The following is an 18,857-nucleotide window of genomic DNA, read 5'->3' on the forward strand; positions in this document are numbered from 1 at the left end:
CGATCGACCCGCGCCTGTGGCGGGCTTCTGCGGCGATGCGCCGGTTCCTGGCCGCCACAACGCTATTCGGCGTGCTGATCGCGGCGTGCACCATCGGGTCGGCGGTGGTCCTGGCGTCGATCGTGGCCCGGGTCATCACCGACCCTGCGTCACGCAGCCCAGGCATCCTCGCCCCTGCCCTGAGCGCCCTGGTCGCGCTGTGGACCGTCCGCGTGCTTGCCCAGTGGCAACAGGGACGTCTCGCCCAGCACGGGGCCAGCGCGGTCATCGCCGATCTCTCCGATCAGGTGCTCGGCGCCGCCACCTCGCTGCCGCCGCGCGAGCTGGCCGCCCGGCGCGACGACGCCGCCGTGGTCGTCACGCACGGCCTCGACGGGCTGCGGGTCTATTTCACCGCGTATCTGCCGTCGCTGTTCCTCGCGGTGATCCTGACGCCCGCCACCGTCGCGGTGATCGCCTGGTATGACTGGCGATCCGCGCTGATCGTGGTGATCGCGCTGCCGTTGATCCCGATCTTCATGATCCTGATCGGGCTGGCCACGACCGACCGCTCCGAGGCGGCGCTGGCGGCGATGACCACGCTGCAGTCCCGCCTGCTGGATCTGGTCGCCGGGTTGCCGACGTTGCGCGCGTTGGGGCGCACCGCGGGCGCTGCCGACCGGATCGCCGAACTGGGCGCCGCTCATCGACGTTCGGCGATGGCCACGATGCGGATCGCGTTCCTGTCGGCGTTCGTGCTCGAGCTGCTCGCCACCCTCGGGGTGGCGCTGGTCGCCGTCGGCGTCGGGATGCGGCTGGTCTTCGGCGATATGACGTTGGTAGCCGGGCTCACTGCGCTGCTACTGGCCCCTGAGGCGTTCTGGCCGCTGCGCCGGGTCGGGGCGGCGTTCCACTCTGCGCAGGACGGCAAGACCGCGGTGCAGGCCGCGTTCCGATTCATCGACAGCGCCGCCCCGACACCGGCCGGCTCGGCGACCGTCCCCGGGGACACCGTCACCGTCCGCGTGCTCGACCTGGACATGTCCGCGCCCCCCGGGCGGGTCACCGTCCTCACCGGACCCAACGGCGTCGGCAAATCCACACTGCTGCAGGCGATCCTCGGCCTGGGCCCTTCACCTTGCGGACGGATCACCGTCAACGACGTCGACGTCACCGAACTCGACCGACAGCGCTGGTGGGCGCGGGTGGGCTGGCTGGCGCAGCGGCCGGTGCTGATCCCGGGCACGGTGGGCGAGAACCTCGAGCTGTTCGGACCGCTCGACGACCTCGAGGAAGCCTGCCGGTCAGCGTGTTTCGACGAGGTCCTGGCCACGCTGCCCGACGGCCTGCAGACGCCGATCGGCCGCGGCGGAGTCGGGCTGTCGCTGGGTCAGCGGCAGCGTCTCGGGCTGGCCCGGGTTCTCGGGTCCGGCGCACCGCTGCTGCTGTTCGACGAGCCGACCGCGCATCTCGACGGACCGACCGAGGCGCGAGTGCTCGAGGCGATCACGCGGGCCGCCGCGGGCGCGACGGTGATCGTGGTGGGACACCGCGATCCGGTACTGGCGATCGGCGACAGCGTCGTTGAGATGGACACGGTCGTCGGCATGGGCGGTGCCCGTGTCCCGTCCTGACCCGCTCCTGCAGGTGTGGCCGTTGCTGCGGCCCCGCATCCCGCGTCTGGCCGCCGCAGTGCTTTTCGGCGCCGCGTCGCTGGGCAGCGCGTTCGCGCTCACGGCGGTGTCCGCGTGGCTGATCACCCGGGCCTGGCAGATGCCACCGGTGCTGCATCTGACCGTCGCGGCCGTCACCGTGCGGGCGCTCGGGATCTCACGCGGGCTGCTCGGGTACTGCGAGCGACTGGCCTCCCACGACACCGCACTGCGCGCCGCGAGCAATGCCCGGGTCGGCATCTTCCGTCGGTTGGCGAGCGCGCCGACGGATGCGGTGCTGCGGCGCAGCAGTGGTGATCTGGTGGCGCGGATCGGGCGCGGCGTCGACGATCTCGCCGAGGTCATCGTCCGCGCGCTGGTGCCGATCTGTGTCGCGGCGCTGCTGGCCGTCGCGGCGATCACCACTGTCGCCGTGATCTCACCGCCTGCCGCGGCGGTGCTCGCGGTGAGCATGGCGGTCGCAGGCATCCTCGCCCCGGTGGCGGCCGCCCGCGCCACGAGCGCCTCTGAAACCGTTGCCGCCGAACACCATTCCGGGCGTGACACCGCGGCCATGCTGGCGCTGGAGCACGCCCCGGAACTTCGGGTCAGCGGCAGGCTCGCCGGTGTGCTGGCCACCGCGGCCGGCGAACAACGACGGTGGGGGCGCGCCGTCGACCGGGCGTCGGCACCCGCGGCGGTGGCGGCGGCCGCACCGACGGCCGCGACCGGGGTCAGCGTGCTGGGCGCCGTGCTCGCCGGAATCACGCTGGCCTCCAGCGCCGCCCCGACGACCGTCGCGATCCTGATGCTGGTGCCGCTGGCGTCGTTCGAGGCCACCGCCGCGCTGCCCGGCGCCGCCGTCGCGCTGACCCGCGCGCGGATCGCGGCACGGCGACTGCTCGCGCTGACCGAACCCGACACCGTGGACGACCGCCGCCCGGTGGTCACACCGCCCGAACTGAAGCCGGGAGACCGCGTCGCGGTGGTCGGGCCGAGCGGGTCCGGCAAGACCACCTTGTTGATGCAGACACCCGGGGTGTTCTTCGCCGAGGACGCGCACCTGTTCTCGACCACCGTGCGCGACAACCTGCTGGTCGCCCGTGGCGACGCCCGCGACGACGAACTCTTGGACGCACTGCGCCGGTGCGGGCTCGGCCGTTGGGTCGCCGAACTGCCCGACGGCCTGTCGACGGTGCTGGTCGGCGGGGCGTCGGCGGTGTCGGCAGGGCAGCGCCGACGGCTGTTGCTGGCCCGCGCGCTGGTCTCGACGGCGCCGACCGTGCTGCTCGACGAGCCGACCGAGCACCTCGACGCCTCCGACGCCGATGCGATCATGGCCGCGATCCTGACCCCGGGTGAGCTGTTCGGGCCGGAACGCACCGTCGTCGTCGCCACTCATCACCTGCCGGACCACCTGCCGGTGAAGGTAATCTCCCCGACATGAGCGAACCGCCGCCTCCCCCGCCCGGTACCTATCCCGGCGGCTACTCGCCGCAGCCCTACGGACCGTACGGCGGCTATCCACCGCCGTACCCCCCACCCGCGAAGAACGGGCTGGGCACCGCGTCGCTGGTCGTCGCGATCATCTCGCTGTTCACGGTGTTCGGCGGGGTGGTGCTCGGCGTCGTCGCGGTGATCCTCGGCTTCCTCGGCCGCGGCCGGGTGCAGCGCGGCGAGGCGAACAACGGCGGAATCGCGGTAGCCGGCATCGTGCTCGGCGCGGTCAGCATCGTCGTGTCGATCGTCGCGATCGTGATCATGGCGGTGGTCGGCTGGTCGGTGTTCAAGGACGTCGGCGGTACCGACTACATCGACTGCCTCAACCGGGCCGGATCCGACCAGACCGCGGTCGAGCGGTGCGCCGACGAGTTCACCCAGCGCGTCGAGGACGAGTTCTCCGTCACCGTCTCCCCGCGGCCCTAGACGGGTCACGGGAAGTGCTTGACGATGCCTTCCTGGACGACCGTGGCCAGCGGCTGACCCGAACGGTCGAAGAAATGCCCGGAGCCCAGACCGCGGGAGTCCGCGGCGACAGGTGAGGTCGTCGAGTACAGCACCCAGTCGTCGAAGCGGATCGGCCGGTGGAACCACACGGTGTGGTTGGTGGTGACCGCGAAGATCCGGTCATGCCCCCACGACAGACCGTGCGTGGTGATGATCGAGTCCAGCACGGTGGTGTCCGACGAGTACACCAGCGCGGCGGCATGCAGCACCGGGTCGGCGGGCATCGCGCCCTGGGCGGTCATCCACACCCGGTTGTGCCCGAGCCTGCCGCCTTTGTCCCGCATGACCCATGCCGGGTCGTTGGTGTAGCGCCACTCGATGGGCCGCAGCGCGTTGACGAAGTGCGGGACCACCTCCTCGTACCCGCGCAGCAGCTCGTCGATCGGCAGCACCGCCTCCGGATCGTCGATCTGAGGCGGTTCGATCCCGTGCTCGAGCCCCTTGCCGCCGGCCAGGTAGGACACCAGCGCGGTGGTCAGCAGCTGGCCGTTCTGCATCACGTCGACGCGGCGGTTGGCGAACCGGCGCTCGTCACGCAACCGGACGACGTGAAACTCCAGGTCCTGTTCCGGGTCTCCGCCGGCGATGAAGTGCACCGACAACGCGCTCGGCGGGGTCGGGTACTTCAAGCTCCGGCTGGCCGCGACGAAGGCCTGCGCCATCATCTGCCCGCCGAAGGTGCGCACCGGGTTCTTGCTCGGGTGCCTGCCGACGAACGTGTTCTCGTCGACGACGTCGAGGTCGAGGATCGCGAGCAGCTCCTGGAAGTCCGCGTGACGCGACACTCGATGATCTCCTCAGTTAGACGTCGTCCTCACCGATGCGGTGGACGTGGATCAGATTTGTGGAGCCTACTGTGCCCGGAGGAGCGCCCGCGACGATGACCACCAGGTCGCCGCGCTTGTACCGGCCGAGCGCCAGCATCGACTGGTCGACCTGGCGGATCATGCCGTCGGTGGTCTCGATGTGCGGGACGATGAACGTCTCGGTGCCCCAGGTCAGCGCCAGCTGGCTACGGATCTCGGGCAGCGAGGTGAACGCCAGCACCGGCAGCGGGGTGTGCAGACGGGCCAGCCGGCGCACGGTGTCCCCGGACTGGGTGAACGCGACCAGCGCCTTCGCGTCGAGCCGCTCACCGATGTCACGAGCGGCGTAGGAGATGACACCGCGCTTGGTGCGAGGCGTGTGGGTCAGCGCCGGGACGGCCACCGAGTTGTCCTCGACCGCGCTGACGATCCGCGCCATTGTGCGGACCGTCTCGAACGGGAACTTGCCGACCGAGGTCTCCCCGGACAGCATCACCGCGTCCGCGCCGTCGAGCACCGCGTTGGCGACGTCGGAGGCCTCCGCGCGCGTCGGGCGGGAGTTCTCGATCATCGACTCCAGCATCTGGGTCGCGACGATGACGGGTTTGGCGTTCTCCCTTGCCATCTGGATGGCCCGCTTCTGAACCAGCGGCACCTCCTCGAGCGGGAGCTCGACGCCGAGGTCACCGCGCGCGACCATGATCGCGTCGAACGCCAGCACGATCGCCTCGAGGTTGTCGATCGCCTCCGGCTTCTCCAGCTTGGCGATCACCGGGACCCGGCGCCCGACCCGGTCCATCACCTCGTGGACCAGCTCGACGTCGGCGGGTGAGCGCACGAACGACAACGCGACGAGGTCGACGCCCAGGCGCAGCGCGAACTCCAGGTCGTCGATGTCCTTCTCCGACAGCGGCGGCGCCGACACGTTCATCCCGGGCAGGGACATGCCCTTGTTGTTGCTGACCTTGCCGCCCTCGGTGACCGTGCAGACCACGTCGTTGCCGTCGATGTGCTCGACCACCAGACCCACGTTGCCGTCGTCGACGAGCACCCGGTCACCGGGCTTGGCGTCCTGCGCGAGCCGCTTGTAGGTGGTCGACACCCGGTCGTGGGTGCCCTCGAAGTCGTCGACGGTGATCCGGATCGTCTCGCCGTTCTTCCACACCGTCGGCCCGTCGGCGAACCGGCCCAGCCGGATCTTCGGGCCCTGCAGGTCGGCGAGGATGCCGACGGCGCGTCCGGTCGCATCCGATGCGGCGCGAACGCGTTTGTAGTTGGCCTCGTGGTCGGGGTAGTCGCCGTGGCTGAAGTTGAGCCTCGCGACATCCATTCCGGACTCGACCAGCTGCTTGACCGCCCCATCAGAGGCGGTGGCCGGGCCGAGCGTACAGACGATCTTTCCGCGTCGAGTCACGACTCACGAGCATAGTCGTTAATCGATTCAGATGACGGCCAGCGGCAGCGCCCCGGGCCGCACCGGGGCGGGCAGATCCGAGTCACCCATCAGGTACGCGTCGACGGCGTGCGCGGCGCTGCGGCCTTCGGCGATCGCCCACACGATCAACGATGCACCGCGATGCGCGTCCCCGCACACGAAGACGCCGGGTGCGTCGGTCTGCCAGTCCGAGCCGCAGGGCACGGTGCCGCGCCGGTTGAGCGTCACGCCGAGCCTGTCGAGCAACGGCATGTGCTCCACCCCCTCGAAGCCGATGGCCAGCAGCGCCAGATCGCACGGGATTTCCAGCGTCTGGCCGACCGGCACGATGTGGCGGCGGCCGTTCTCGTCGCGCTCGACCTTCACCTCGGCGATCTCCATCGCCCGCAGATTGCCCCGCTCGTCGCCGAGGAAGCGCTGCACGGCGACCTCGTAACGGCGGTGTCCGCCCTCGGCGTGGGCCGGCGAGAGCCTGGTGCGCAGCACCAGCGGCCACGTCGGCCACGGGGTGCGGGAGTCGTCGCGCTGTTCCGGCGGTTCGGGGTTGTAGTCCAGCTGCGTCACCGACGCGGCGCCCTGGCGATGCGCGGTGCCCAGGCAGTCGGCTCCGGTGTCACCGCCGCCGATGATCACGACGTGCTTACCCGCCGCGCTGATCTGGCTGGGACCGTCGCCCTCGCATTCCTTGTTGGCCGGCACCAGATGTTCCATCGCGAGATGCACGCCGTTGAGGTGGCGGCCCTCGACGTCGTTGTCACGGGAGCGCAGCGCCCCGACGGCCAGCACGACGGCGTCGTGCTGGGCCCGCAGCTGCTCGATGGGCAGATCCACACCCACCTCGCATTCGGTGACAAAACGTGTTCCCTCTGCGCGCATCTGGGCCAGCCGCTGGTTGAGCGTGGCCTTCTCCAGCTTGTACTCGGGGATGCCGTAGCGCATCAGCCCGCCGATCCGGTCGTCGCGTTCGTAAACCGTGACGTCGTGGCCCGCGCGGGTCAGCTGCTGGGCGGCGGCCAGCCCGGCCGGACCGGAGCCGACGACGGCGACCCTCTTACCGGTCGAGATGGCGGGCGGCTGGGGCTCGACGAGACCGTCCATCCAGGCCTGGTCGGCGATGGTCTGCTCGATGCGCTTGATCGTGACGCTGCCGCCGGTCTGCTCCTCGGCGATCGACAGCACGCACGCCGCCTCACATGGCGCCGGGCACAGTCGGCCGGTGAACTCCGGGAAGTTGTTCGTCGCGTGCAGCCGGTCGCTGGCCGCGTCCCAGCGGCCGCGGCGCACCAGATCGTTCCACTCCGGGATCAGGTTGCCCAGCGGGCAGCCCGCGGTTCCCGAGTGGCAGAACGGGATTCCGCAGTCCATACAGCGGCGGGCCTGCTGGGAAACCTCGCCGGCCCGCTGGTGCGGATCCTGCCGCTCGTAGACCTCGCGCCAGTCCCCGACCCGTTCGTCGACGGGCCGCTTGGTGGCCTCGACCTTGGCCACTTCCAGGAATCCGCGCGGATCAGCCACGGGTCGCCTCCATGATCGCCGAGTCGACGTCCCGGCCCTCGGCCTTGGCCATCCGGGTCGCCTCGAGCACGCGCTGGTAATCGCGCGGCATGACTTTGGTGAATTGTGCGCTGCGCCTGGGCCAGTCGGAGAGCATCGAGGTCGCGACGGTGCTGCCGGTGTAGCGCGCGTGCAGCGCGACCACGTTGCGCAGCCAGGCCAGGTCCTCGGGATCGAGGCGCTGCAGTTCCACCATGTCGGTGTTGACCCGGCTGGGGTCGAGTCCCAGCACGAACGCGATGCCGCCGGACATGCCCGCAGCCATGTTGCGGCCGACCTTGCCGAGCACCACCACCCGGCCGCCGGTCATGTACTCGCAGGCGTGGTCGCCGACGCCTTCGACGACCGTCAGCGCACCGGAGTTGCGGGCGGCGAACCGCTCGCCGACGCGGCCACGCAGGTACAGCTCACCCGAGGTGGCGCCGAAAAGCAGCGTGTTGCCGGCGATCACGTTGTCCTCGGGCAGGAACAGCACGTCATCCTGCGGTTTGACGACGATTCTGCCGCCCGAGAGTCCCTTCCCGACATAGTCGTTCGCGTCGCCGATGAGCTCCAGGGTGACCCCGGGCGGCAGGAACGCGCCGAGCGACTGGCCGGCCGAACCGGTCAGCGTGACGTGGATGGTGTCCTCGGGCAGCCCCTGCGCACCGTAGCGCCGGGTCACCTCGCTGCCGAGCAGGGTGCCGACGGTGCGGTTGACGTTGCGCACCGGAAGTTCCAGCCGAACCGGGTGGGCATCCTCCAGCGCGCCTTCGGCGAGCTGGATCAGTGTCCGGTCGAGCGCTTCGTCGAGGCCGTGGTCCTGATCGCGCACCCGGCGCCGCGCGGCGGTCGACTGCGGCACGGCGAAGACCGGGCTCAGGTCGAGCCCCCGGCTCTTCCAGTGCGCGACGCCGTCGGCGGTGTCCAGCATCTCGGCGTGCCCGACGGCCTCGTCTATACTGCGGAAACCGAGCTCCGCCAGGTACTTCCGGATGTCCTCGGCGATGAACTGGAAGAAGTTCTCGACGAACTCCGGCTTGCCGTTGAACCGGGCGCGCAGCTCGGGGTTCTGGGTGGCGACCCCGACCGGGCAGGTGTCGAGGTGACACACCCGCATCATGATGCAGCCGGACACGACCAGCGGCGCGGTGGCGAACCCGTACTCCTCGGCGCCGAGCAGCATCGCCACCACCACGTCGCGGGCGGTGCGCATCCCGCCGTCGCACTGCACGGTGATGCGGTCGCGCAGGCCGTTGAGCACCAGGGTCTGCTGGGTGTCGGCCAGCCCGATCTCCCATGGGGCGCCGGCGTGTTTGAGGCTGGTCAGCGGAGCGGCACCGGTGCCGCCGTCGTATCCGGAGATCAGCACGACGTCGGCGTGCGCCTTCGACACCCCAGCGGCGACCGTGCCGACCCCGACCGAGCTGACGAGCTTGACGTGGATGCGCGCGTCGGCGTTGGCGTTCTTCAGATCGTGGATCAGCTGCGCGAGGTCCTCGATCGAGTAGATGTCGTGGTGCGGCGGGGGCGAGATCAGCCCGACGCCCGGCGTCGAGTGCCGGGTCTTGGCGATGTTGGGATACACCTTGTAGCCCGGAAGTTGGCCGCCCTCACCGGGTTTGGCACCCTGTGCCATCTTGATCTGGATGTCGGAGGCGTTCACCAGGTAGTCGCTGGTGACGCCGAACCGCCCGGAGGCGACCTGCTTGACGGCGCTGCGCCGCTTCGGGTCGTAGAGCCGGTCGACGTCTTCGCCGCCCTCGCCGCTGTTGGAGCGTCCGCCGAGGTTGTTCATCGCGATGGCCATCGTCTCGTGGGCCTCGGCGGAGATGGAGCCGTAGCTCATCGCGCCGGTGTTGAACCGTTTGACGATCTCGCTCGCGGGTTCAACCTCGTCGAGGGGCACCGGCGGGCGCACACCCAATTTGAACTCGAACAGTCCGCGCAGCGCGCCGCCTTCGCGGCTGAGCCGGTCGACCTCGTCGGAGTACTGCTGGAACACGTCATGGCGACCGGTGCGGGTCGCATGCTGCAGCAGGAAGACCACCTCCGGGGTGAACAGGTGCAGTTCGCCTTCGCGGCGGAACGCGTACTCGCCGCCGACCTCCAGGCGCCGGTGCACCCGCTCGGTCGGGTTTTCCGGGTACGCGCGGCGGTGACGCAGCTTGACCTCCTCGGCGATCACGTCGAGGCCGACGCCGCCGAGTTGGGTCGGCGTGCCGGTGAAGTACTCGTCGATGACGTCTTTGTTGATGCCGATCGCCTCGAACGCCTGGGCTGCGGTGTAGGAAGCCACCGTGGAGATGCCCATCTTGCTCATCACCTTCATCACGCCCTTGCCGAGCGCCTTGAGGTAGTTGCGCACCGCGGCCGACGGCTCGATGCCGGTCAGTTCACCCTCGCGGATCAGGTCCTCGATGGATTCGAAGGCCAGATACGGGTTGACCGCGGCGGCGCCGAAACCGATCAGCATCGCGATGTGGTGCACCTCGCGGGCGTCGCCACTCTCGACGACGAGCGCGACTTTGGTGCGCTGCTTGGTGAGCACCAGATGGTGGTGCACGGCAGAGACTGCCAGCAGCGACGGGATCGGCGCCTTGGTGTGGTCGGAGTCGCGGTCGGAGATGACCAGTGTCCGTGCGCCTTTGGTGATCGCGGCGGACGCGCGCAGACGCAGGTCCTCCAGCGCCTCGGCCAGGCCCTCTCCCCCGCGTTCGACGTCGTAGAGCGCGCGCAGCACGACGGTGCGCAGTCCGGGCTGCTCCCCGTCGTCGTTGATGTGGACGATCTTGCCGAGTTCCTCGTTGTCGAGGACCGGCCAGGTGAGCTTGATCTGGCGGCAGGATGCGGCGCCGGGTTCGAGCAGATTCTGTTCAGGGCCCATCACACGCGACATGGAGGTGACGATCTCTTCGCGGATCGCGTCCAGCGGCGGATTGGTGACCTGGGCGAAGAGTTCGACGAAATAGTCGTAGAGCAGCTTGGAGCGCTGCGACAGCACCGCGGCCGGGGTGTCCGTGCCCATGGAACCCAGCGGTTCGGCGCCGGAGGCGGCCATCGGGGCTAGCAGGATGCGTAGCTCTTCCTCGGTGTAGCCGAAGCTCACCTGCCTGCGCACCACCGATTCGTGGTTGGGCTGGGCTGGGGCACGATCAGGGAGCGTCTTGAGCTCGAGCAGTCCGGCGTGCAGCCACTCGCCGTAGGGCTGGGCGCGCGACAGCCGTTCCTTGATCTCGTCGTCGGAGACGATGCGGCCGGCATCGGTGTCGACCAGCAGCATCTTGCCGGGCTGCAGGCGACCCTTGGCGACGATCTGCGCCGACGGTACGTCGAGGACACCGGCCTCGCTGGCGAGGATCAGTCGGTCGTCGAGGGTGCGCCACCAGCGGCCCGGCCGTAACCCGTTGCGGTCCAATACCGCTCCGACGAGGGTGCCGTCGGTGAAGGTGACGCAGGCGGGACCGTCCCACGGTTCCATCAGCGAGGCGTGGAACTGCCAGAAGGCCCTTTCCTCCGGATCCATGGTGGTGCTGTTCTCCCACGCTTCGGGGATCATCATCAGCACAGCGTGGGGCAGGCTGCGGCCGCCGAGGTGCAGGAGTTCGAGAACCTCGTCGAAGGACGCCGAGTCGGACGCGTCCGGGGTGCAGATCGGTGAGAGCCGGCTCAGGTCGCCGGGGATGTGGTCGCTGGCCAGCATGGCCTCGCGCGCGTGCATCCGGTTGCGGTTGCCGCGCACGGTGTTGATCTCGCCGTTGTGCGCGACGAAGCGGAACGGGTGGGCCAGCGGCCACGACGGGAATGTGTTGGTGGAGAAGCGGCTGTGCACGATCGCGATGGCGCTGATGCAACGCTCGTCCCGGAGGTCCGGGAAGTACAGCGGAAGCTGCATCGTGGTGAGCATGCCCTTGTAGACCATCGTGCGGCTGGACAGCGACGGGAAGTAGACGCCGTTGCGTTCGGCGCGTTTACGCATCGGGTAGACGCGGCGATCGAGTTCGATTCCGCCGGGCCGGTTCCCGTCGATCGCGGGTGCGGCGACGAAGAGCTGGGCCATATGGGGCATGCAGTCGAGCGCGGTCTTGCCGATCTCTGCGCCTATCGGATCGACGGGGACCTCACGCCAGCCGAGGACTTCGAGATTCTCTTCGGCCGCGATGGTCTCGATGGTGCTACAGGCCGCCTCGCGCTGTGCGGGGTCCTGGGGCAGGAAGCAGATTCCGGCGGCGAAGGTGTTGCCCTCGGCGGTGGCGTCGGGCAGGGCGAAGTCGACGACGTCGCGCAGCAGCACCACGGGAAGCTGGATGAGGATGCCCGCGCCGTCACCGCTGTTGGGTTCGGCACCCGCGGCACCGCGGTGTTCGAGGTGTTCCAGGGCGATGAGACCGTCGGTGACGATGCTGTGGGAGCGCCTGCCCTGGATGTCGACCACCATGGCTACACCGCAGGAGTCCGACTCGTTGTCGGGGTCGTACAGACCTTGGGGTTCGGGCAACGCCGAGTAGAGCATGGATTTGGCCTCCGCCATCCTGAATTCGTCATCAGGGACTGCGTCGGCCCGTTGATCCAGTGTATCAGCGCAGGTCGCGGCTCACCCGGCGAGAACGGTCGGGACCAGCGGGAATCCGGGCAGATTGCGGACCAGAGTCCATGCCACGACCGTGATTGCGGTCACCACGTAGAGCGCCACGGTGGCCACGGGCTTGTGCTGCCCGCGCCGGGTGAGCACCCACGCCAGCAACAGCGGCAGACCGATGAGCACGAACGCGTTGTCGACGAACGCTGCGGCGAGGTCGCCGTGCAACAGGTGGTGAGTCATGCGCAGGCCGCCGCAGCCGGGACACAACCAGCCGGTGAGTTCGTGAAATGGGCAGGGCGGGAACAGAAGTCCCGGACGGTGCGGATCGTTGAGGCCGATGTAGAGGAGGGCGTTGCCGAGGACGGCACCGGTACCCCACCCGACGAAACGGCGTGTGCGACGGTCGATTGCGGGGCTATGTGCCATCGCGCAGCGGGAAGCCCGCCGGATCACGGACCTTGTCGGTGAGGATCAGGATCGCGTCGATGATCCCCCAGATCAGTGCGCCGATGCCGCACGTGAGGAGTCCCACAACGAGCTGGATCACGCCCAGGGTCGTGTAGCCGAGGTAGATCCGGCCGATGCCGACGAGCCCGAACAGACCGAGAAGCTGAAGCAGTCCGGCGACGACCTTCGATTTCTCGGACAGCGGTTCGCCGGTGACGGGATGCCGGCCGAACGGCGCGGCGGGATCGGTGTAGACGCCCGGATACTGGCCCATCGGCGGCGGATATCCGCCCGACGGAGGAGGCGGCGGGTACCCGCCGGGCGGGACATAACCCGGTTGCTGCGGCGGAGGGGTGTACTGATTTCCACCTTCGTTGCCACTGAACGGGGGCTCGGTCATGCCACCAGGATGCCAGACCATCCCCACGCATCAGATCGAGACGCCTCAGAAGGGCGGAGGCTCATAGGTCGCGGCAAGCCACGCTTCGCGCTGACGCTTCGTCTCGGCGTTGAGTTCGACGCGTTGCCGGCGTTCACGCTCGATACGTGCCCGTCGGTCCTCGTCGCGGCTGCGTGCCCGGCGCGGCATCTTCTCCGTCTTCTCCGAGGGGTCGCGAGGCGCCTCGGCGTCCGGTATCGGCGCGGTCGGAACGGCCAGCGCCGGAAAGAGTTCCCCGCCATGCGGTTCCGTCGTGTACACGTGCCCGGTCGGAGCGGTGAGCACGATGGTTCCATCGGGGCGCTGCTCGTCGCGCCACCCGCCCGGGCCGCTGTAGAACGTCTTGATCAAGTGATGCGCCCGGCAGTAATGCTTGAGTCCGGAGGCATGGGTGATGCCGAACGGCCACGGCGTCGTGTGGTCCACGTCGCAGCTCTCGACTGGGGCGTCACAGCCCGGGAAACGGCACGTCAGGTCGCGCCACCGCAGATAGTCCTTCAGCGGTGCCGACGGCCGGTACCCCTTCTCCGGCTCGGCCGCGGGCGTCCGCACGGGCTTGAGCTTGGCCGTCTTCTTCGCCGCGGCGGCGCGAACCTCCTCGGCGGGCAGCACACCGAAGCCGGAGAGATAGCCGGGATTGTCACTGGTTCCGTCGACGGTGCCCTGTTCGGCCAGGATGTGGATGACCACCTGGGCTGCGGACTCGCGCACCACCGCCGCCGGGCAGTCCTCCGATCCGCACTGGCAGGCCAGGGTCGCTTCTCCGCGCCCCAGCGCGCCGCCCGCGTCGGCGCGAAGCTGGTTGTGGCTGCGCGGATCATTGGCGCACACCGTGGCAGCGAGCGCTTCCAGGCGTTGATCCAGTGCTGCGGCGTCGTCGGCGTTCATGACGCCACCGACGAACGCCATCCCCAGCGCGTCCGGGGCCACGTCGAGATAGCGGTTGTCTTTCGCGGCCGGAGGCACCCGCACCCCGGCCGGGTCGAACTTGGCGACCCACATGTCGAGCCGGTCGGTCAGCTTCTTGTCCGAGAACCGCATCCACCGGGTGATGTGCCGGGCCAGCGCCGCGTCCAGTTCGCCGATGATTCCGTCGTCCACGTTGGCGGTTCGCCGTAGCGCGAACCGCACCATCCGGTAGTCGATGTCGCCGCGGGCGAACACCGCAGCCACCGCCGGGAGCCGCTCGAACAGCGAAACGGCTGTGTTGACCTGGCTACCGGCCCGCCAGCGGCTGAGATTCTGCGCTGCGGACACCTCGGCTGCGACTGCCTCGTACACATCCGTGTGCCAGAACTCCGCCTCGACGTATTGGCGCTTGCGGATGGCGTACAGCCGGGCCACCGCTGCGAGCCGCTGCGCCACCGCGCGCGACTCTGCCCGCCACGCGACACCCATCGCGTCGACGAGCTCCGCGGCTGCCATCTGGTCGAACACATGTTCGATTATGCCAGTGGCGTCCGACAACACACGGTCCGGACGACCAGGTGCTCAGCGATTCCGGCGTCGGCGGAGGAATTGCCGGACGATGCCGCCGGGCCCTGGTTGACCACTCTCCGGCGAGGGCTCGGTGACGACTGTGTACGAGTGTGCCGGGTCGACGGCGGGTCCCTCGGGTTCACCGTCCAGATCCGCGTCGGCGTCGCCGTCGGTCAGCGCTTCAGTGTCGACTTCGGCGACCTCTGTGGCCGGCTCGTCGGCCACGGGCTCGGCGTCGTCAGACTCGACCACCTCAACTGCCGCGTCCTCGGCGGCAGGCTCCACAGCCTCGACGTCGGCATCGCTCTCCACCACAGCGTCGGCATCAACCTCCGCGGCAACCTCGGCGGCCGGTTCGTCGGTCTCACCATCGCCCGCCACAGCCACGGCGGCGGCCGCGGCACCCTCGGCGGCTTCGACGGCCTCGTCGCCTTCCACGGCGCCCAGGCCTCCGGCGTCTTCGGGCACAGGATGCGGCTCGATCGCTGCGGCGGGTTCGGACGGCTCCTCGTCGTCGATGGGGACGTCGAGCTGGGCGATCAGCGCCTCGGTCTCGGCCGCACCTTCGACCGCGGCATCGTGGACCTCGGACGCCGCCTCGGTGGCCGCGACGGCCTCGTCGCCTTCGACAGAGCCGAGACCGCCCACCTCGCGTTCCCCGCGCTCCTTCTTCTCGTCGTCACCGGCGACGGTCGCCGCAGCGACCACCCCGACCGCCGACGCCATCGCGACGTCCTTGGCCAGCTCCTCGACATCGGACTCGGCATCCTGGTTACCGCGCAGCGTCTCCGGCGCCTCCCGGCCCTTCGGCGCCACCATGATGTAGACCGCCGCCCCGATGAACACGAACGTCGCCGTGAAGGTGTTGATCCGGATGCCGGCCAGCAGCGTCGCCGTGTCGCTGCGCATCAGCTCGATCCAGAACCGGCCCACGCAATAGCCCGCGACATACAGCGCGAACAACCGACCATGACCGATCTTGAATCGCTTGTCGACGACTATCAGCACCGCGAAAACCAGCAGGTTCCACAGAAGTTCGTACAGGAACGTCGGGTGCACGACCTGGATCAGCTCACCGGTGGACACCCCGTTGAGCGAGTCGAGCGCCCCGACGCTGTTACGACGCTCGTAGATCTCCAGACCCCACGGCAGCGTGGTCTCGCGCCCGTACAACTCCTGATTGAAATAGTTTCCCAGCCGGCCGATCGCCTGTGCCAGAACGATTCCCGGTGCAATCGCATCGCCGAACGCCGGCAGCGGTATCCCCCGCCGACGACAGGCGATCCACGCTCCCAGCGCACCGAACGCGACCGCACCCCAAATCCCCAGGCCGCCGTCCCAGATGCGAAACGCAGCAGCCGGCCCGACGCCGTCCGGTCCGAAGTACGTCCGCCAGTCGGTCATGACGTGATAGACGCGACCACCGATCAGACCGAACGGCACCGCCCACAACGCGATGTCGTAGATCACGCCGGGTTCGCCGCCGCGGTTCACCCAACGGCGGTCACCGATGACGAGCGCGGCGATGATGCCGCCGATGATGCACAGGGCATAGGCGCGGAGCGGGAACGGGCCGAGGTGCCAAACCCCCTGAGGCGGGCTCGGGATGTAGGCCAGAACCGTCGTCGTCACGCAGTGATCCTCTGCCTTACTCCGTCTGCAAGTTCTTCTGTCAGCGAGCGCACCGCGGGGATGCCCTCCTTCAGCGCGGACACCAGCGCGGATCCGACGATGACGCCGTCGGCATACGCGCCGATCTCGGCGGCCTGCTCGCGCGACCGCACACCCAGACCCACGCCGACCGGGATGTCCGACACGGCTTTGACCCGAGCCACGAGTTCGGGGGCTGCGTTGGACACCGCATCGCGCGCTCCGGTGACACCCATGGTCGACGCGGCGTAGACGAAGCCGCGCGACGCCTCCACCGTCTTCGCGAGCCGCTCCTCCGTCGAGGACGGCGCGACAAGGAAGATGCGATCCAGATCGTGGGCCTCGGAGGCGGCGAACCAGTCGTCGGCCTCATCCGGGATCAGATCCGGGGTGATCAGTCCGAGCCCGCCGGCCGATGCCAGGTCACGCGCGAAGGCGTCGACCCCCCGGCGCAGCACCGGGTTCCAGTACGTCATGACGACCGCGCGGCCGCCGGCGTTGCTGATCGCCTCGACGGCCCGGAACGCGTCGCTGACGCGGACACCGCCGCGCAACGCCACCTCCGTGGCCGCGGCGATCGTCGGGCCGTCCATACCGGGATCCGAGTAGGCGATGCCGACCTCGATGATGTCGCAACCGGACTCGACCAGCGCGACCATCGCCTCGATGGAGCCCTCGACATCGGGGAAACCCGTGGGCAGATATCCGATCAGCGCCGAACGGTTCTCGGCGCGGCAGGATTCGAACAATCCGGCGAGCCGGCTCATGGCGTCCCGTCCTCCAGCAACCCGAACCACTTGGCCGCCGTCTCGACGTCCTTGTCCCCTCGCCCGGAGACGTTGACCAGGATGATCGAACCCGCATCCAGTTGCGGACCGAGCTTGAGCGCGCCCGCGACGGCGTGCGCCGACTCGATCGCCGGGATGATGCCCTCGGTGCGGCTCAGCAGCGACAACGCGTCCATCGCCTCGGAGTCGGTGATCGGCAGGTACTCAGCACGGCCGATGTCCTTGAGCAACGCGTGCTCGGGACCGACGCCCGGATAATCCAATCCCGCTGAGATGGAGTGGGATTCGATCGTCTGGCCGTCCTCGTCCTGCAGCAGATACGAGAACGAGCCCTGGAACGCGCCTGGGGTACCACCGGTGAAAGTCGCTGCGTGACGGCCGGTTTCGACGCCGTCACCGGCAGCCTCGTAACCGATCAGCCGAACGCCGGGATCGTCGATGAACGCGTGGAAGATGCCGATCGCGTTCGACCCGCCGCCGACACACGCGACCACCGCGTCGGGCAGCCGGCCGGCCTGATCGAGCATCTGCGCGCGCGCCTCCAGACCGATCACGCGCTGGAAGTCGCGCACCATCACCGGGAACGGGTGCGGGCCCGCCGCGGTGCCGAAGCAGTAGTAGGTGTCGTCGGCGTTGGAGACCCAGTCGCGGAACGTCTCGTTGATCGCATCCTTGAGCGTCTTGGAGCCGGATTCGACGGCGACCACCGACGCGCCGAGCAGCCGCATCCTGGCCACGTTCAGCGCCTGCCGTGCGGTGTCGACCGCACCCATGTAGATCACGCATTCGAGGCCGAGCAGGGCGCATGCGGTCGCCGTCGCGACACCGTGCTGACCTGCGCCGGTCTCGGCGATCACCCGGGTCTTGCCCATCTTCTTGGCGAGCAGGGCCTGACCCAGGACGTTGTTGATCTTGTGAGATCCGGTGTGGTTGAGGTCTTCTCGCTTCAAGAAGATCCGCGCCCCGCCGGCATGTTCGCTGAGCCGCTCTGCCTCGTAGAGCGGCGACGGCCGGCCGGTGTAGTGCTTCTGCAGCCTGTCGAGTTCGTCGAGGAAGGTCTGGTCGCTGCGTGCCTTCTCGTAGGCGGCGGTGACCTCTTCGATGACGGCCATCAGCGCCTCGGGGACGAGCCTGCCGCCGTAGGCGCCGAAGTGTCCTCGGGCATCGGGATCATGCGGGGTGGGTTCGGCGACTGCGGCGCTGGCGCGCGGCAGTTCCGGACCAGAGTGCTCGGACACTTAGCGCGCAGGTTTCGGGCAGGAGGGATGCGTGCCGGCCGTGACCAGATCGGCGACGGCGCTGCGCGGATCACCACTGGTGACCAGGCCCTCGCCGACGAGGACGCCGTCGGCGCCCGCACCCGCGTAGGCGAGCAGATCCGCGGTGCCGCGCACCCCGGACTCGGCGATCTTGATGACGTTGCTGGGCAACCCCGGCGCGATGCGCGCGAAGCAGTCCCTGTCGACCTCGAGGGTCTTGAGGTTACGGGCGTTCACGCCGATCACGGTGGCGCCGGCCTGCAGCGCACGGTCGGCCTCTTCCTCGGTGTGCACCTCGACCAGGGCGGTCATCCCGAGCGATTCGGTGCGTTCCAGCAGCGATTCCAGCGCGGGCTGTTCCAGGGCGGCGACGATCAGCAGCAGCAAATCGGCGCCGTGCGCCCGCGCCTCGTGGATCTGGTACGGCTTGACGATAAAGTCCTTGCGCAGCACCGGGATCGACACCGACGCGCGCACCGCGTCCAGGTCGGCGAGCGAGCCGTTGAAACGTCGCTGTTCGGTCAGCACGCTGATCGCGCGGGCTCCGCCGCTCTCGTAGGCGGACGCGAGTTCGGCCGGATCGGCGATCGGGGCCAGCTCGCCGCGGGACGGGCTGGCCCGCTTCACCTCGGCGATCACCGCGATCCCCGGCTCCCGCAGGGCAGCCATCACGTCGAGCGGCGCAGGCGCGCGCTCGGCCTGTGCCTTGACCTCAGCCAGGCTGACGGCGGCTTCGCGAGCGGCAACGTCAGCACGTACTCCCTCGAGGATGGAATCGAGGACGGTCGCCGAACCCATAGG

At 69.2% G+C, this 18,857-nt stretch carries 14 protein-coding genes; 3 read left to right on the forward strand and 11 right to left on the reverse strand.

Annotated elements, in window-relative coordinates; all coding sequences use genetic code 11:
• The first annotated feature begins 35 nt into the window (after positions 1 to 35).
• From cydD to NTM_RS21825, 3 genes are read left to right on the forward strand one after another with little or no spacing between them, the layout of a single operon-like run.
• The gene (gene cydD, locus NTM_RS21815) at positions 36 to 1,613 is read left to right on the forward strand and encodes a thiol reductant ABC exporter subunit CydD (RefSeq protein ID WP_163767748.1); all 1,578 of its coding nucleotides are present in this window, start codon (positions 36 to 38) and stop codon (positions 1,611 to 1,613) included.
• Positions 1,600 to 3,078 (forward strand): ATP-binding cassette domain-containing protein, encoded by a 1,479-nt coding sequence (locus NTM_RS21820; protein ID WP_163767750.1) that lies wholly within the window; start codon positions 1,600 to 1,602, stop codon positions 3,076 to 3,078. The genes cydD and NTM_RS21820 overlap by 14 nt, the downstream gene beginning before the upstream one ends.
• Positions 3,075 to 3,557 carry a DUF4190 domain-containing protein gene (locus NTM_RS21825; RefSeq protein WP_163767753.1) on the forward strand — a complete coding sequence of 161 codons (483 nt, stop codon included), beginning with the start codon at positions 3,075 to 3,077 and terminating at the stop codon, positions 3,555 to 3,557. Before NTM_RS21820 ends, NTM_RS21825 begins: the two co-directional genes overlap by 4 nt.
• A gap of 5 nt (positions 3,558 to 3,562) precedes the next feature.
• Here the strand turns inward: NTM_RS21825 and NTM_RS21830 are convergent, their stop codons facing one another.
• From NTM_RS21830 to trpC, 11 genes are all read right to left on the reverse strand, one after another.
• Positions 3,563 to 4,423, reverse strand: coding sequence for an acyl-CoA thioesterase (locus NTM_RS21830; RefSeq protein ID WP_163767756.1), 861 nt, complete (start codon positions 4,421 to 4,423; stop codon positions 3,563 to 3,565).
• A 16-nt stretch (positions 4,424 to 4,439) separates the two neighbouring features.
• On the reverse strand, positions 4,440 to 5,858 hold the full coding sequence (gene pyk / locus NTM_RS21835; RefSeq protein WP_104860950.1) for a pyruvate kinase: 1,419 nt from the start codon (positions 5,856 to 5,858) through the stop codon (positions 4,440 to 4,442).
• Positions 5,859 to 5,885: 27 nt separating this feature from the next.
• Positions 5,886 to 7,394, reverse strand: a complete 1,509-nt coding sequence (locus NTM_RS21840) for a glutamate synthase subunit beta (RefSeq protein WP_163767759.1) — start codon at positions 7,392 to 7,394, stop codon at positions 5,886 to 5,888.
• A complete protein-coding gene (gene gltB / locus NTM_RS21845) occupies positions 7,387 to 11,925 on the reverse strand; it encodes a glutamate synthase large subunit (protein WP_163769585.1) in 4,539 nt (1,512 codons plus the stop codon). Before gltB ends, NTM_RS21840 begins: the two co-directional genes overlap by 8 nt.
• 81 nt (positions 11,926 to 12,006) lie before the next feature.
• On the reverse strand, positions 12,007 to 12,420 hold the full coding sequence (locus NTM_RS21850; RefSeq protein ID WP_163767762.1) for a DUF2752 domain-containing protein: 414 nt from the start codon (positions 12,418 to 12,420) through the stop codon (positions 12,007 to 12,009).
• Positions 12,410 to 12,841 (reverse strand): NINE protein, encoded by a 432-nt coding sequence (locus tag NTM_RS21855; protein WP_104860947.1) that lies wholly within the window; start codon positions 12,839 to 12,841, stop codon positions 12,410 to 12,412. Before NTM_RS21855 ends, NTM_RS21850 begins: the two co-directional genes overlap by 11 nt.
• Before the next feature lie 45 nt (positions 12,842 to 12,886).
• The gene (locus NTM_RS21860; protein WP_232079809.1) at positions 12,887 to 14,317 is read right to left on the reverse strand and encodes an HNH endonuclease signature motif containing protein; all 1,431 of its coding nucleotides are present in this window, start codon (positions 14,315 to 14,317) and stop codon (positions 12,887 to 12,889) included.
• A 54-nt stretch (positions 14,318 to 14,371) separates the two neighbouring features.
• Positions 14,372 to 15,991, reverse strand: coding sequence for a prolipoprotein diacylglyceryl transferase (gene lgt / locus NTM_RS21865; RefSeq protein ID WP_163767764.1), 1,620 nt, complete (start codon positions 15,989 to 15,991; stop codon positions 14,372 to 14,374).
• On the reverse strand, positions 15,988 to 16,776 hold the full coding sequence (trpA, locus tag NTM_RS21870) for a tryptophan synthase subunit alpha (protein WP_163767767.1): 789 nt from the start codon (positions 16,774 to 16,776) through the stop codon (positions 15,988 to 15,990). The genes lgt and trpA overlap by 4 nt, the downstream gene beginning before the upstream one ends.
• On the reverse strand, positions 16,773 to 18,035 hold the full coding sequence (gene trpB / locus NTM_RS21875; RefSeq protein ID WP_163767769.1) for a tryptophan synthase subunit beta: 1,263 nt from the start codon (positions 18,033 to 18,035) through the stop codon (positions 16,773 to 16,775). Before trpB ends, trpA begins: the two co-directional genes overlap by 4 nt.
• Entirely contained in the window at positions 18,036 to 18,854 is an 819-nt protein-coding gene (gene trpC, locus NTM_RS21880) for an indole-3-glycerol phosphate synthase TrpC (RefSeq protein ID WP_104860943.1), read from the reverse strand.
• Between the last annotated feature and the right edge of the window lie 3 nt (positions 18,855 to 18,857).

It is taken from the genome of Mycolicibacterium parafortuitum (assembly GCF_010725485.1).
Lineage (GTDB): Bacteria > Actinomycetota > Actinomycetes > Mycobacteriales > Mycobacteriaceae > Mycobacterium.